Here is a 13,898-nt window from a genome sequence, read left to right on the forward strand (position 1 = left end):
CTCTGGCTAGCTTTTGCACGTTATATCTTAGAATTTACTCCAGACTTAGGTGTTTAGCTGTTGGTGCGGCGGCAATCTCTGTCATAGTGTTAGGGTTTGATGCGGTAAAGGCCTTAGACATCGCAAGGGTACTGGATTTGGCTTGTTGATGTATGCTTGTGTAAATTTCGCCTCTAAAGCGACTCAGTAATTCAATCGTATATTGATATAGGGCATAATCTATCGCTGAGCGGTAGGTTATAGTCATGGTTTCCATTGCTGGTGATGAATCGCCTTGCGATTCATTGGCTAAGGCGACATTAGGCGCGAGTGAAGCGGCGATCATTAAGCTAGCTGCAATAACAGTTTTCATTGTGCACTCCGTTACACGTTACAGTGAGTTCAAATTTGCAATGGGCTCAAATTGAGTGGATAAAGGTTCGATCACGAACGTTAACAAGCAGTCTAGATAAACAAATTGTCTTTTAAGCGGCGACTTTGTAACAGCTCATGACTATTTAGCCTGTTAGCAACACTTGCATACGCAATGGACAAGGTAGACATATTTAGACATAGGATCATGGAGTAAATGTTAAGGTGATTGATAACGATAAGCAGCGTCTGAACAAAGATGTAGTTATTCTCGGTGGCGGTATGGTTGGTGCGGCGACGGCTATTGGATTGGCACAGCTTGGTTTGACGGTTGCGTTGGTTGAAGCATTCGAGCCCAAAGCCTTTAGTCCAGAACAACCACTGGATCTTCGTGTATCGGCAATTAGCGTGGCCTCAGAGCAGCTACTTGAGCGTCTAGGTGCACTCGATACTATTGCTACCATGCGTCAAGTTGCCTACAAGGGGCTTGAAACCTGGGAGCTCGATGGTTTTATCACCCAGTTTCATAGCGATCAAATCGGCGTCAGCCACCTAGGTCATATTGTTGAGAATCGTATCGTGCAGCTGGCGCTATGGCAGGCGTTTGAGCAGCATGATAATTTGACCTTGATCTGCCCAGCTAAGGCGGAACAGTTTATTCGTATCGATGATGGGATTAGGGTGCAACTTGATAACCAGATGATTATCAATACCCGTCTTCTCATCGGCGCCGATGGCGCAAACTCTCAAGTACGTCAGTGGGCAGGAATTGGCATAACGGGTTGGGATTATGCCCAGTCAGCGATGCTAATCAATATCGAAACGGAAACAGCCGAACAAGATGTCACTTGGCAGCAATTTACTCCTAAAGGGCCGCGCTCATTATTACCTCTGCCGGGTAATAACGCCTCCTTGGTTTGGTACGATGACGCGAACCGCATTGCTCAGTTATCGAACTTAAGTCACCAAGCATTAACTGAACAGATCAAGCTGCATTTCCCTGACCGTCTCGACAAAGGGTTTAAGGTCATTGACCATGGCAGCTTTAAATTAACGCGGCGTCATGCTCAGCGTTATTATGATGATAATGTCGTGATTTTAGGCGATGCAGCACACACCATCAATCCGTTAGCGGGGCAGGGGGTGAACCTTGGCTTTAAAGATGCTGCCGCATTAATAGATTGCTTTACCGATGCCATCACTCACCGTCAATGCTGGTGGCACCAGGATTTATTAGCTAAGTATCAAGCAAAACGCTACCGCGATAATCAGCTGATGATGAGCACAATGGATCTATTCTATGCGAGCTTTAGCAATGATCTTTTGCCGTTAAAACTGCTGCGAAATAGCGCGCTAAAAATTGCTAACATCGATTCGCCTATCAAACAGAAAGTATTGAAATACGCCATGGGATTTTGATGTTTCAAAAGCTAACCACTTTCTATCCTAGCTAATAGAAAGTGATTTATAGGGTGTTTGCCATTCTGCTCTTCGCTAACTTTCCCCGTGCTGGTGATTAATCGCATTGAGTCGCCAAAGACGTCTCGACCCGTTATCGATACCCGCACCGAAATAATGGATCGCCAACAAATTTGTTGCTCAGCCGATTGAGTGCTAAAATGCCGCGTTTTTATTTGCGCACTTGCGAGATAGGCATAGGTTAGATGAGTAATATAAAACTGATTGTTGGGCTTGCTAACCCAGGTGAGAAATACCAGCAGACTCGACATAACGCAGGTGAGTGGTATGTAAACGAACTCGCACGTGTATGTGGCGTTAGCTTAGTCGCCGACAGTAAATACTATGGCTTGACAGCGAGAGCTACCTTATATGGTAAAGATGTGCGCTTGCTTATTCCTACCACCTTTATGAATCTTAGTGGTAAGTCAGTTGGCGCATTAGCGAACTTTTTTCGTATAGAGCCAGAAGAGATCTTGGTTGCCCATGATGAACTTGATATGCCGCCAGGTGTGGCGAAGTTCAAATTAGGTGGTGGTCATGGTGGTCACAACGGTTTAAAAGATATTATTGCAAAGCTTGCCAACAACAAGGGGTTTTATCGATTGCGGATTGGTATTGGCCATCCTGGTGATAAGAGCTTGGTAAGCAACTATGTATTAGGAAAAGCGCCGCAGGTTGAGCAACGCCTTATTGAAGAGGTGATTGATGAAGCTGTGCGTGCAACAGAATTGTTATTTAAAGAAGATATGAGTAAGGCGATGCACAGGTTGCATTCTTACAAAGCAGGTTAATCAAGAACTCTGACAAGCTCAGCAGTGAGCAGTTTATTATTGGCCTTGCCGATAATACCAATTGAATAAAGGTAAATATAATGGGTTTTAAATGTGGCATCGTTGGCCTACCAAACGTAGGTAAATCGACACTGTTCAATGCACTAACCAAAGCGGGCATCGAAGCGTCTAACTTTCCGTTTTGTACAATTGAACCAAATACTGGTGTTGTGCCTGTGCCTGATCCACGATTGGAGTCGTTGGCCGAAATCGTTAAGCCTGAGCGTATTTTACCAACCACCATGGAATTTGTTGATATTGCAGGTCTTGTGGCTGGTGCATCTAAAGGTGAAGGTTTAGGTAACAAGTTCCTTGCTAATATTCGTGAAACCGATGCCATTGGTCATGTTGTTCGCTGCTTTGAAGATGACAATATCGTTCACGTTGCCAATAAAGTCTCACCTGCCAGTGATATTGAAGTGATCAACACTGAGCTAGCGCTTGCTGATTTAGATTCATGTGAGCGTGCAATTCTTCGCCAGCAAAAACGTGCGAAAGGCGGCGACCAAGAAGCTAAATTCGAAGTTAGCGTACTAGAGAAAATGCGCCCAGTGTTGGATGAAGGTCATATGCTTCGTTCGATGGATCTGAGTAAAGAGGAGTTAGCCGCAGTAGGTTATCTTAACTTCCTTACGCTAAAACCAACCATGTATATTGCTAACGTGGCAGAAGATGGGTTTGAAAATAATCCACATCTTGATACTGTTCGAGAGATCGCTGCCAAAGAAAACGCAGTTGTAGTTGCCGTTTGCGCGGCAATTGAATCTGAGCTTGCTGAGATGGACGCTGAAGATCGCCAAGAGTTTATGGCTGATCTTGGTTTAGAAGAGCCCGGTCTCGATCGCGTTATTCGTGCTGGCTATGAATTACTCGACTTACACACTTACTTTACCGCTGGTGTAAAAGAAGTGCGCGCTTGGACTGTTCGAGTGGGTGCAAGTGCGCCTCAGGCCGCTGGCGTCATTCATACCGATTTCGAACGTGGTTTCATTCGTGCACAGGTGATGTCTTATGATGACTTCATCGCATATAAAGGTGAAGCTGGCGCGAAAGAAGCCGGTAAATTACGCGTTGAAGGAAAAACATATATCGTTAAAGATGGCGATGTAATGCACTTCCTATTTAACGTGTGATCTGTTTTACTTCAATAGGCAAATAGATAAGATTCATTGTCATTTGTATAAGGCGGCTTGGTAAAATTACTGAGCCGTTTTTGTTTGCGTTATCTGATTAGTTGGCTTGAAATAGCGGTTTTATCGCATTTGTTGGATAACTGCTGCTCACTTTGGTGAGTTTATAAGCGAACAGATAGCAGAGTTTAAATTAGCTAAAAAAAGCTGTTGACCTGCATACGCTGAATAAGCATAATACGCCCCGTTCCTCAGCAAGAGGAGCAAGATAGAAATCGATGGCAATGTAGCTCAGCTGGTTAGAGCACAGCACTCATAATGCTGGGGTCGCAGGTTCAAGTCCCGCCATTGCTACCATCTTCTCTAAGATGTAAAACTAGAGATTAGCCGGCTAGTTGATAAGTTGAATTTATTTAAATTATCAGAAATAGGGGCGGCAACATCTTAATCAAGATGTAAAACTAGATGCAGTGCGGGAATGGTGGAATTGGTAGACACGCCAGATTTAGGTTCTGGTGCCGCAAGGTGTGAGAGTTCAAGTCTCTCTTCCCGTACCATTTATTTTTAGCTAGAGATTGTATAGTCTTTAGCTTGAAGCAAGATTGATTGGGGTATCGCCAAGCGGTAAGGCACCGGGTTTTGATCTCGGCATTCCCAGGTTCGAATCCTGGTACCCCAGCCATTTTCTTATTGTAAAATAGTGAAAATAAGTCGCTTCAAACAGTTTTGGGGTATCGCCAAGCGGTAAGGCACCGGGTTTTGATCTCGGCATCCCCAGGTTCGAATCCTGGTACCCCAGCCATTATCTTTATGATAATATGTGGCAATGTAGCTCAGCTGGTTAGAGCACAGCACTCATAATGCTGGGGTCGCAGGTTCAAGTCCCGCCATTGCTACCATCTTCTCTAAGATGTAAAACTAGATTCAGTGCGGGAGTGGTGGGTGTTGATACTAGACACGCCGGATTATACCGTCATCTTAAATCAGGATGTAAAACTAGACGCAGTGCGGGAATGGTGGAATTGGTAGACACGCCAGATTTAGGTTCTGGTGCCGCAAGGTGTGAGAGTTCAAGTCTCTCTTCCCGTACCATTTATTTTAAAGTTATAGACTAGGGTAATGCCTCAGCGCTGTAACGAAAGCGAAAGCTTGTTGGGGTATCGCCAAGCGGTAAGGCACCGGGTTTTGATCTCGGCATCCCCAGGTTCGAATCCTGGTACCCCAGCCATATTTATCTTTGTCAGGATGTAAAACTAGACGCAGTGCGGGAGTGGTGGAATTGGTAGACACGCCAGATTTAGGTTCTGGTGCCGTAAGGTGTGAGAGTTCAAGTCTCTCTTCCCGTACCATTTATTAAAAGCAAAAAAGCCTGTCTTTTTGACAGGCTTTTTTGTGTCTGCAGTATGACTCATTCTCTAACTTAAAGTGTCTCTAACTATAATAAGTCTTCAACCATTCTTATCCTCAATCATCTAAGCCTCAATGATTTAATAGTGTCCTGTTAGGCTACAAAGATATATAGATATATATGCAATTTCTGTTAACCCCTTCTCCAACCTTGGGCTTGTCGCTGGCTGTTACAATGAACTTGATTGGTATTAGCTCGAAATCTAGAAGACAATATATGGGAGTTTACTTTCTAGTCGGCCTTAGGTGACTGTGATAGCATAGGTTTTTTTGTATTACATGGAGTTAATATCTTGGGTTTTAGAACATTACTCTGCGGCTTTTTGCTGATAGGCTTAAGTCCTTTAGCGTTAGCCGCGCCAAGCTTGCTGGAAATAAAGCAGAGTGTTAAGCCTAAATCCTCCGACCGTTACATTCGCGCCGTTCACCAAGAAATAGAGACGAATAATATCGGCTTGGAAAAGACACGTTATGCCATTTTAGAAGGGATGCTGAATACTAAGGGATTTGCGTGGGTCTATGACGGAGAGGGCGAAGGATATATTTTAGCGCGCTTCGATTACCGAGGTGATACCAACGTAATGCGTATCGAGTATGATAAATCCTTAGTACAGCTTAAGTATCATGATGCGCTAGGGGATTATCAATGTGAAAAGCTGATTGATGATATCTGCTACAAAAATGGCCGTGGTTATTATAACTATATTAAAAATTTACGTGCCAGTATTGCTAAACAGTTGACGCGGCGCTAAGGATAGAGATAGATGAAAAAGTGTATATTCATAATCGCCCTTTGTTTAATATCTGTGTCCTCACTGCAGGCCAATACCTTACAGCTCTATCAAGATCCCGTGCCGCTAGGGGATTATGTAAAGGATCAAGATGAGATGCTCACTAAAGCACTTAAGCGCCACGGCTGGGTTTATGTCATCGAAGGCGATAGACGTTTTGCCAATTTGTCCCATAAAACCTATGAGATCAACGCTGAGCTGGTGATTAAAGATGCTGAGGTCGCGATAAAGTTTATCGATGCTGCGCGTCCTGAGTGCACAGAGAAGCGTTGTGATCTTGATATGGATAAGGTTAATGGTTGGTTGGTTAAATTACGCCGCAGCATAGCTTACGACCTAACCCTATTGGTGCGTGACGACGCGATACGACGTAGTTATCTGTAGCACTTTGATTTTATAGGTACAAAAAAGCCACTCAATAGAGTGGCTTTTTGCTGTCGGCTAGCCGATTAATGCTTGAACATTGCAGAGATAGACTCTTCGTTGCTCACTCGGCGAATGGCTTCAGCCATCACTGATGACATAGTTAGCTGAGTTACCTTGCTTAACGCCGCAATTTCAGGACTTAGTGGAATAGTATCGGTAACGATAACTTCATCGATAACAGACTCAGCGATGTTCTTCGCCGCATTGCCTGAGAATACTGGGTGAGTTGCGTAAGCAAAAACGCGGTTGGCACCGTGTTCTTTTAATGCTTCGGCCGCTTTGCAAAGTGTTCCACCGGTATCGATCATGTCATCAACGATAATGCAATCACGGCCCTGTACATCACCTATGATGTGCATGACTTGAGCAACGTTTGCCTGTGGACGACGCTTATCGATGATCGCTAAGTCAGAATCATCAAGTAGCTTTGCGACAGCACGAGCACGTACAACACCACCAATATCTGGAGAAACCACAACGGGGTTATCCAACTCTTTGCCTAACATATCTTCTAACAGTACTGGGCTACCAAATACGTTATCAACAGGCACATCGAAGAAACCTTGGATTTGCTCAGCATGAAGATCACAAGTTAGTACGCGGTCAACGCCGACGCTCGATAAGAAATCGGCAACGACTTTTGCCGTGATAGGTACACGAGCGCTACGAACACGACGATCTTGACGTGCGTAACCAAAATAAGGAATAACCGCAGTAATACGGCCAGCTGAAGCGCGACGTAACGCATCAACCATAACGATAAGTTCCATCAGGTTATCGTTAGTCGGTGCACAAGTAGATTGAATGATAAATACATCCGCCCCACGTACATTTTCGTTAATCTGGACACTGATTTCACCGTCGCTGAAAACGCCAACCTCTGCGTCTCCAAGTTTACAAAATAGACGATCTGCTATCTTCTTTGCGAGACTGGGTGTTGCGTTACCGGCAAATAGTTTAATGTCAGGCACTGTATGAACCTCAGGCGTATGCTTCATTGTAATGGCCGGGATAAAGTAGCCTTATCCCGCATGATTTTAACACTGCGCTAAGCGCAGCATTAGTGGTGATTTATTTGTCCCTTTCGCGATAAAACCGCTCATATCGGCAGGTATTTGGGCAAAAACTTGCTCTGCTTGTTCGCGAGTATCGAATGATCCGAAAACGCATGCTCCGGTTCCAGTCATTCTCGACGGCGCATATTCTATCAGCCACGCCAATGCTTTGGCAACTTGGGGGTGGCGATCTGCGACCAGCTGTTGGCAATCGTTGTGCCAATTGTTGTTCATTAAATCAACTAAGGTTAGCTTTGGGGTATCTCTTGGTAATAGCGGATCTTGGAATACTTTGGCTGTGGATACGTGCACATCTGGAGTAATAACAAGATACCAAGGTTCAGGGAGCTCAACTGTGATCAGCTCCTCACCGACGCCCTCGGCAAATGCCGACAAACCATTAATAAAAACAGGAACATCAGCGCCTAAAGATAATCCAATTTCAGCGAGTTCTTCGAGTGATAATTGGGTATTCCATAAATGATTAAGCGCAACCAATGTTGTTGCAGCGTCCGATGAACCACCACCAATTCCACCGCCCATGGGCAATTTTTTATCCAGCCAGATCTCTGCACCAAATGGTGTTGCTGATTTTTTTTGTAATGATTTTGCAGCTTTTAGAATTAAGTTATCGCTATTTGCGACAACATCGCCAATATTGGAATGTAATGTGAGTTCGCCAGTTTTATTGACAGCAAAATCGAGCAGATCACTCTGTTCGACAAACTGAAACAGGGTTTGAAGTTCATGATAACCATCTGGGCGACGGCCATTAATATGAAGAAAGAGATTCAGCTTTGCCGGTGCAGGCCATGCGCGTGAAATATTATTGCTCATTGGATTTCTCTGGTGTCTCTGGTGACAATGTTACGCTATCAGTGAGGGCTTGCCACTGACTAATTTGAATTTTCAAACGAATATCTTCACGGGTTAGCTCAAGTAGCCTAGGTAATTGAGCACCGCTTTGTGTTTGCCAGCTTTTAAATGTCACTTGCCAAGGTGTTTGCCCAATATGAGACTGTACCGTTTGGGGTCTATTTGCCTGATCTCTACTCAGTACTTGGTCGGTTGCTGATATTTGCCCCGTAATCCACAGTGGTAAAATATCAATAGGGATCGACCAGCCTGTCAGCCGCTTAAGTAACAGTTCTGGATCCTCGTCTCGATAAGTTTTGCCATCAAGTACTAGCTCGGCTCCATTCGCATCACTCGTCAGAGACATGACGGTAGTGCCAAGCATGGTAGTTAGCCTTAGCTCATTGTTATATTCGGTATGGAGCCAATATAAGTTAGTGCTAAATTTATCTTCAGTTGTCTTTACTGCTAGCTTACCCTGCATCTCCCAAGATTTTGCTTGCTCTGGATTAGTTACATTTACCGGGAGCAAGTTGATATTGGGTTTGCTAACACAGCCACTAAGCAGCAAACTCGAAAGCAGGAGTAAACACGGGATGATTTTTGTGAGGTAGTTCAAATTATTCATCTATTGCTGAAATAACTAACCCATATCATACGAGGGCTGTTTCTAAATACCAATGCTATTCGATAAATTTCCTGCCAGCCTAGGCTAGGGTTAGCAATGGCTAATTTTAATTAGTAACAAATTTTATGGCTTTGATGGCCTTGTTTAATTGGAAAAATAAGTAGCAAACGAGATTATTATTCGGTTTTGTTAAGCGTATTCTGTTTTTAGTTGGCTCAATTCAGTAGAATGGCTACCAATAAGTGAGATGCCTAGAGACCAGAAAGAGTCAGATGAGCCTTGTAGCAATCGGTATTAATCATAAAACAGCCACCGTAGACCTACGTGAAAAAGTAGCGTTTGCGCCTGATAAAATTCATGATGCGATGAAAAGCCTTGCCAGCCGCACTAAGACTGGTGAAGCGGTGATCGTTTCAACCTGTAATCGTACCGAACTTTACTGTAATACAGGTGAAGAGGCGGAGGTTATTCAATGGTTAGAGGATTATCATCAACTCTCTCATGAAGATGTCTTGCCGTGCCTTTATAAATATAAGGGGCAAGAGGTGGTGCAGCATCTGATGCGCGTATCAGCTGGGCTGGATTCTCTTATCTTGGGTGAACCGCAAATTCTTGGTCAGGTGAAGCAGTCTTTTGTTAAAGCAAAAGAGGCGGGTACTGTCGCGGTAACCATAGACCGCCTATTTCAAAATACCTTTTCGGTAGCAAAGAAGGTTCGCACGGAAACCGAAATTGGTGCAGCAGCTGTATCGGTAGCATTTGCGGCTGTCAGCATGGCTAAGCATATCTTCTCAGCAATCAGTGCGACAAAGGTGTTGCTTATCGGTGCGGGTGAGACAATAGAGCTCGTTGCCCGCCACTTAAAAGATAATGGCGTTGACTCAATGATCGTTGCTAACCGCACCATTTCACGTGCCGAAGCCATGTGTGAAGAGTTTGGCGCAACAGCAATTACGCTAGAACAGATACCAGAGTATCTCCCTAAAGCCGATATCGTGATATCCTCTACCGCCAGCCCACTACCTATACTCGGTAAGGGCATGGTAGAAAAAGCGCTGAAGCAGCGTCGTCATCAACCTATGTTATTGGTTGATATAGCAGTTCCTAGAGATATTGAAGCTGAAGTGGGGGATCTTGATGATGCCTTCCTCTACACGGTTGACGACCTGCAAAGCATTATTGAACAAAATATGGCCTCAAGACGAGAGGCTGCCGAGCAAGCTGAAGTAATTGTAGAAGAGGAATCTCATCTTTTCATGGAGTGGATCCGCTCACTAGAGTCAGTGGATAGTATCCGTGAATATCGCACCCAAAGTATGGCGATAAAAGATGAGCTGGTTGAGCGAGCGATCAATAAGTTAGCCCAAGGCGGAGATAGCGAACAGCTGATCCTCGAATTGGCCAATAAACTAACCAATAAATTGATCCATGCGCCCACTCAGGCTCTCACCGCTGCTAGTCGCCGAGGCGACCTAAACAGCATAGGGCAGTTACGTACAGCGCTTGGACTAGATAAAGACTAAGGTTAGCGTTGGAATGAAGGACAGTGTTATTCGCAAGCTCGAAGGCTTGCTTGAGCGTAATGAAGAAGTTTTGGCGCTGTTAAGTGATGCGAGCATCATTGCCGATCAGGAGCGTTTTCGCGCTCTTTCCAAAGAGTACTCTCAACTCGAAGATGTTGTTAGGACATTTAAAGCCTATCAGCAGGCTGAAGAAGACATTGAATCAGCTAAAGAGATGCTAAGTGAAGATGACCCCGATCTTAAAGAGATGGCGCAAGAGGAGATCAAAGAGGCTAAAGCCACTTTAGAAACCCTCGAAGCTGAGTTGCAAATTCTGCTGCTGCCTAAAGATCCTAAAGACGATAACAACGCCTTCCTCGAGATCCGCGCAGGTGCGGGTGGCGATGAAGCGGCTATCTTCGCCGGCGATCTATACCGTATGTACAGCCGCTACTGCGAAGCTAATCGCTGGCAAGTGGAAGTCATGACCCTTAATGAAGGTGAGCATGGCGGCTTTAAAGAGATCATTGTTAAGGTTTCCGGCGAAGGTGTTTTCGGTAAGCTGAAATTTGAATCTGGTGGACACCGTGTACAACGTGTACCAGAAACTGAATCTCAGGGCAGGGTGCATACCTCGGCTTGTACCGTGGTTGTTATGCCTGAAGTACCAGAAGCTGAGGCGATTTCAATTAATCCCGCCGATCTTAAAGTCGATACCTTCCGCGCATCGGGTGCGGGTGGACAGCACGTCAACAAAACCGACTCAGCCATTCGTATTACGCATATTCCATCAGGCATCATTGTTGAATGCCAAGATCAACGCTCACAACACAAAAACCGTGCCCAAGCCATGAGTGTTCTGGCTGCACGTATTCAAGCTGTTGAAGATGAGAAGCGTCGTAGCGAAGAGGAAACGACTCGCCGTAGCTTAGTGGCCAGTGGTGATCGCTCTGAGCGCATTCGCACTTATAACTATCCACAAGGTCGTGTTAGCGAACACCGCATCAATTTGACCCTTTATCGCCTTAATGAAGTGATGGAAGGCGATCTTAACGCGATTATTGAGCCGCTCATGCAGGAAAACCAAGCCGATATGTTGGCTGCATTAGGCGAAGATTAATCTTCCTCTAATTCTGCTCACAAAGCTTTTAAGGATATTTTTTGTTCCAGACCTTAGCTGAAGCCCTAGCTTGGGCTTCATCTCAACTTGTTGAGATCTCTGATACCGCCAAGCTTGATGCTGAAGTGATGTTATTGCATATCATCCATAAGCAGCGCAGCTATCTCTATACTTGGCCCGATGAACGCTTAACCTCTGAACAGGTCACCGCCTTTAAACAGATGGTTCAAAGACGTGCGATAGGTACACCTATTGCCCATATTGTGGGCGAACGCGAGTTTTGGTCGTTACCTTTTATGGTCAATCCCACCACACTGATCCCGCGTCCCGATACTGAAATATTGGTGGAAACAGCACTTAATCTGCCACTAGCAGATAATTCAAAGGTGCTCGATTTAGGGACTGGTACCGGAGCGATTGCGCTGTCGTTGGCGTTTGAACGTAGCTCTTGGGAAATAACCGCCGTTGATAAAGTCATAGAAGCGGTCGCATTAGCCAAAGCCAATCGAGACAACCTCAAGCTACCGCAGGTAAATATTTTGCAAAGCGATTGGTTTGATGCCATCACTCAATATGACTTTAACCTGATCGTTTCTAACCCTCCTTATATCGATGAAGAGGATGAACATCTTTCTCAAGGCGATGTTCGGTTTGAGCCGCAAAGCGCATTAACTGCAGGTGAGCATGGTTATGCCGATCTGTTCCATATTGCCGACTGTGCGAGGGACTATTTAGCGCCCGGTGGATACTTACTGTTGGAACATGGCTTTGGTCAAGCCATCACGGTTCGAAATAAGATGATTGAACTTGGCTACGAGGCCGTTTCTACCGTCAGAGATTTTGGCAGTAATGACAGATGTACCCTAGGCCGTTGGCCGAGATAGTGGCACATTGACACACCATTTATCTTGGCTGTGTTAGATAAATTTCAATAACTGAAAGTATTCCAGCCGTTGATATCTGAAGGTAGAAGTGTTCCTTCTACCTTCAGAGCTTCGTTAGGGAATGAAAATAATCTCTTTCTCAAGCAACTCGTATATCAATTCGATAGCTGAGTTTTTATCTGCGCCATTCTGACTCAACACACTGATGATCTCGCTACCCGTGAAACATGTTGTCTGTTCACTAAGAAGCAATACTATTTGAGCTAATAGGGGATCGGTAACCGATTGATTCTTGCTATGCCTAATCTTATAGCTGAGGCTCTCGACCCTTTGAGACTGGTTTAAGTTCCTCTTTTCCACTGAAAATGAAGCTTCAGGATTTACTGCAAATTGACTGGACTCTATCTCATCTATATTCACCGTCTCTGCTGCAGTATTATCAGTTTTACATATAATAAGCTCTAACTTAGGGATTTCGAATAATCTTTCAATTATTTGATATTGTTCAAATTCGCTCAACTCTCTTAGTCTTGCTAAAAGCTGAGGGTCGTTAAAACGTCTATCTACTGACCAGACATCAGGATCGATCCAACGAACAAACTTCATTTTCGCGTTATCAATGAACTTCCATAGGGAAGCGACATCGTAGCTCACTTCGTTGACATTAAGGCAAGTATCAACAAACTCTACATCGGGGTTTCTATAGGTACCTTGCCAATAATTGCCTTTAAAAATGGTGTTATCAGCTTCCTCAGTCAATGCTCTTGCAAGTGGTAATCTATCCTCAATTTCATCTTCATTAGGGGAGATAATATCGATTCCTTCAATTAGCCGGTATAGGGCTTGCCGACCAAAACTGCCATAGAGCATTAAAGAGATCACTCCGTGTGGCGCAAGAATATTGGCCAAGTTATTAAGGCCGACTTGAGGGTCTGCCAAATGGTGTAATACGCCGGACGAATAGATAACATCAAACCCTCCTGGAGGAATGTCAACTCCCTCCAGTGTCATCAGGTCTGCTTGTATAAAATTAACATTGGTGAGTCCTCGAGTCTCTGCATTGGTTTTGGCTTCCGCTAGACCGACACTATTAATATCTATAGCAGTAAACATCACATCGGGTTGTAGAGATGCTGCACCAAGAACCCCTGGGCCACGTCCGCATCCAGCATCTAAAACGTTAAGAGGCGTGTCCGTATCTTTTTTCTTTGCAACGTAACTTAAAAGTAATCTAGCATCGAAACCCGCTCTTATGGATGGATCTCCAGAGGGATAGGGATATCTTTCATACATACTTTTTACATTTTTAGTCGTTTGATCCACGGTTCATCTCCTCATACGGCACAATTGGCGATGCTAAAGGGTGTAAAGAGGTTTGTTGCGATCCCAAACAAGCCTGATAGCATCTAATTAGCTAACTAACTGGATAATCAAAATTCGAGGTAAATTGATAATAGT

13 protein-coding genes and 8 tRNA genes are annotated in these 13,898 nt (G+C 44.6%); 16 read left to right on the plus strand and 5 right to left on the minus strand.

The window, feature by feature from the left end; all coding sequences use genetic code 11:
- Positions 1-34 precede the first annotated feature (34 nt).
- Complete coding sequence (locus K0I73_RS04855; protein WP_220063392.1) at positions 35-352, minus strand: hypothetical protein; 318 nt, start codon at positions 350-352, stop codon at positions 35-37.
- A gap of 224 nt (positions 353-576) precedes the next feature.
- On the opposite strand from K0I73_RS04855, the gene K0I73_RS04860 reads away from it, so the two are divergent.
- The 13 genes from K0I73_RS04860 to K0I73_RS04920 all read left to right on the plus strand — a co-directional run bounded on the left by K0I73_RS04860 (position 577) and on the right by K0I73_RS04920 (position 6,354).
- Positions 577-1,770 carry an FAD-dependent oxidoreductase gene (locus K0I73_RS04860; RefSeq protein WP_220063393.1) on the plus strand — a complete coding sequence of 398 codons (1,194 nt, stop codon included), beginning with the start codon at positions 577-579 and terminating at the stop codon, positions 1,768-1,770.
- 245 nt (positions 1,771-2,015) lie between these two features.
- Positions 2,016-2,603, plus strand: coding sequence for an aminoacyl-tRNA hydrolase (gene pth / locus K0I73_RS04865; RefSeq protein WP_220063394.1), 588 nt, complete (start codon positions 2,016-2,018; stop codon positions 2,601-2,603).
- Positions 2,604-2,683: 80 nt separating this feature from the next.
- Positions 2,684-3,775 (plus strand): redox-regulated ATPase YchF, encoded by a 1,092-nt coding sequence (ychF, locus tag K0I73_RS04870; RefSeq protein ID WP_220063395.1) that lies wholly within the window; start codon positions 2,684-2,686, stop codon positions 3,773-3,775.
- A 277-nt stretch (positions 3,776-4,052) separates the two neighbouring features.
- A tRNA-Met gene (locus tag K0I73_RS04875) sits at positions 4,053-4,129 on the plus strand.
- Positions 4,130-4,244: 115 nt separating this feature from the next.
- A tRNA-Leu gene (locus K0I73_RS04880) sits at positions 4,245-4,329 on the plus strand.
- 50 nt (positions 4,330-4,379) lie between these two features.
- Positions 4,380-4,454: transfer RNA gene (locus K0I73_RS04885), tRNA-Gln, on the plus strand.
- 45 nt (positions 4,455-4,499) lie between these two features.
- Positions 4,500-4,574, plus strand: a tRNA-Gln gene (locus K0I73_RS04890).
- A gap of 20 nt (positions 4,575-4,594) precedes the next feature.
- A tRNA-Met gene (locus tag K0I73_RS04895) sits at positions 4,595-4,671 on the plus strand.
- 108 nt (positions 4,672-4,779) lie between these two features.
- A tRNA-Leu gene (locus K0I73_RS04900) sits at positions 4,780-4,864 on the plus strand.
- A 61-nt stretch (positions 4,865-4,925) separates the two neighbouring features.
- Positions 4,926-5,000, plus strand: a tRNA-Gln gene (locus K0I73_RS04905).
- Between the two features lie 36 nt (positions 5,001-5,036).
- Positions 5,037-5,121, plus strand: a tRNA-Leu gene (locus K0I73_RS04910).
- A 351-nt stretch (positions 5,122-5,472) separates the two neighbouring features.
- Complete coding sequence (locus K0I73_RS04915) at positions 5,473-5,931, plus strand: hypothetical protein (protein ID WP_220063396.1); 459 nt, start codon at positions 5,473-5,475, stop codon at positions 5,929-5,931.
- Positions 5,932-5,943: 12 nt separating this feature from the next.
- A complete protein-coding gene (locus K0I73_RS04920) occupies positions 5,944-6,354 on the plus strand; it encodes a hypothetical protein (protein WP_220063397.1) in 411 nt (136 codons plus the stop codon).
- A gap of 65 nt (positions 6,355-6,419) precedes the next feature.
- Here the strand turns inward: K0I73_RS04920 and K0I73_RS04925 are convergent, their stop codons facing one another.
- The 3 genes from K0I73_RS04925 to lolB all read right to left on the minus strand — a co-directional run bounded on the left by K0I73_RS04925 (position 6,420) and on the right by lolB (position 8,934).
- A complete protein-coding gene (locus K0I73_RS04925) occupies positions 6,420-7,367 on the minus strand; it encodes a ribose-phosphate pyrophosphokinase (RefSeq protein WP_220063398.1) in 948 nt (315 codons plus the stop codon).
- Between the two features lie 66 nt (positions 7,368-7,433).
- Entirely contained in the window at positions 7,434-8,288 is an 855-nt protein-coding gene (gene ispE / locus K0I73_RS04930; RefSeq protein WP_220063399.1) for a 4-(cytidine 5'-diphospho)-2-C-methyl-D-erythritol kinase, read from the minus strand.
- Complete coding sequence (gene lolB / locus K0I73_RS04935; RefSeq protein WP_220063400.1) at positions 8,278-8,934, minus strand: lipoprotein insertase outer membrane protein LolB; 657 nt, start codon at positions 8,932-8,934, stop codon at positions 8,278-8,280. Before lolB ends, ispE begins: the two co-directional genes overlap by 11 nt.
- 272 nt (positions 8,935-9,206) lie before the next feature.
- Between lolB and hemA the strand changes: the two genes are divergently transcribed.
- From hemA to prmC, 3 genes are read left to right on the plus strand one after another with little or no spacing between them, the layout of a single operon-like run.
- The gene (gene hemA, locus K0I73_RS04940; protein WP_220063401.1) at positions 9,207-10,457 is read left to right on the plus strand and encodes a glutamyl-tRNA reductase; all 1,251 of its coding nucleotides are present in this window, start codon (positions 9,207-9,209) and stop codon (positions 10,455-10,457) included.
- A 13-nt stretch (positions 10,458-10,470) separates the two neighbouring features.
- Positions 10,471-11,556, plus strand: a complete 1,086-nt coding sequence (gene prfA / locus K0I73_RS04945) for a peptide chain release factor 1 (protein ID WP_220063402.1) — start codon at positions 10,471-10,473, stop codon at positions 11,554-11,556.
- A 41-nt stretch (positions 11,557-11,597) separates the two neighbouring features.
- Positions 11,598-12,440, plus strand: a complete 843-nt coding sequence (gene prmC / locus K0I73_RS04950; protein ID WP_220063403.1) for a peptide chain release factor N(5)-glutamine methyltransferase — start codon at positions 11,598-11,600, stop codon at positions 12,438-12,440.
- A gap of 114 nt (positions 12,441-12,554) precedes the next feature.
- Here prmC and K0I73_RS04955 read toward each other — a convergent pair whose 3' ends face one another.
- Positions 12,555-13,763: a class I SAM-dependent methyltransferase gene (locus K0I73_RS04955; protein WP_220063404.1), complete on the minus strand. Its 1,209-nt coding sequence runs from the start codon at positions 13,761-13,763 to the stop codon at positions 12,555-12,557.
- Between the last annotated feature and the right edge of the window lie 135 nt (positions 13,764-13,898).

This window comes from Shewanella mesophila (assembly GCF_019457515.1).
GTDB lineage: Bacteria > Pseudomonadota > Gammaproteobacteria > Enterobacterales > Shewanellaceae > Shewanella > Shewanella mesophila.

Coding starts and splice junctions, on each gene's coding strand:
- ispE (WP_220063399.1), bottom strand. CDS start 8,288: ATGAGCAATAATATTTCACGCGCATGGCCTGCACCGGCAAAGCTGAAT.
- hemA (WP_220063401.1), top strand. CDS start 9,207: ATGAGCCTTGTAGCAATCGGTATTAATCATAAAACAGCCACCGTAGAC.
- pth (WP_220063394.1), top strand. CDS start 2,016: ATGAGTAATATAAAACTGATTGTTGGGCTTGCTAACCCAGGTGAGAAA.
- lolB (WP_220063400.1), bottom strand. CDS start 8,934: ATGAATAATTTGAACTACCTCACAAAAATCATCCCGTGTTTACTCCTG.
- K0I73_RS04920 (WP_220063397.1), top strand. CDS start 5,944: ATGAAAAAGTGTATATTCATAATCGCCCTTTGTTTAATATCTGTGTCC.
- ychF (WP_220063395.1), top strand. CDS start 2,684: ATGGGTTTTAAATGTGGCATCGTTGGCCTACCAAACGTAGGTAAATCG.
- prfA (WP_220063402.1), top strand. CDS start 10,471: ATGAAGGACAGTGTTATTCGCAAGCTCGAAGGCTTGCTTGAGCGTAAT.
- K0I73_RS04855 (WP_220063392.1), bottom strand. CDS start 352: ATGAAAACTGTTATTGCAGCTAGCTTAATGATCGCCGCTTCACTCGCG.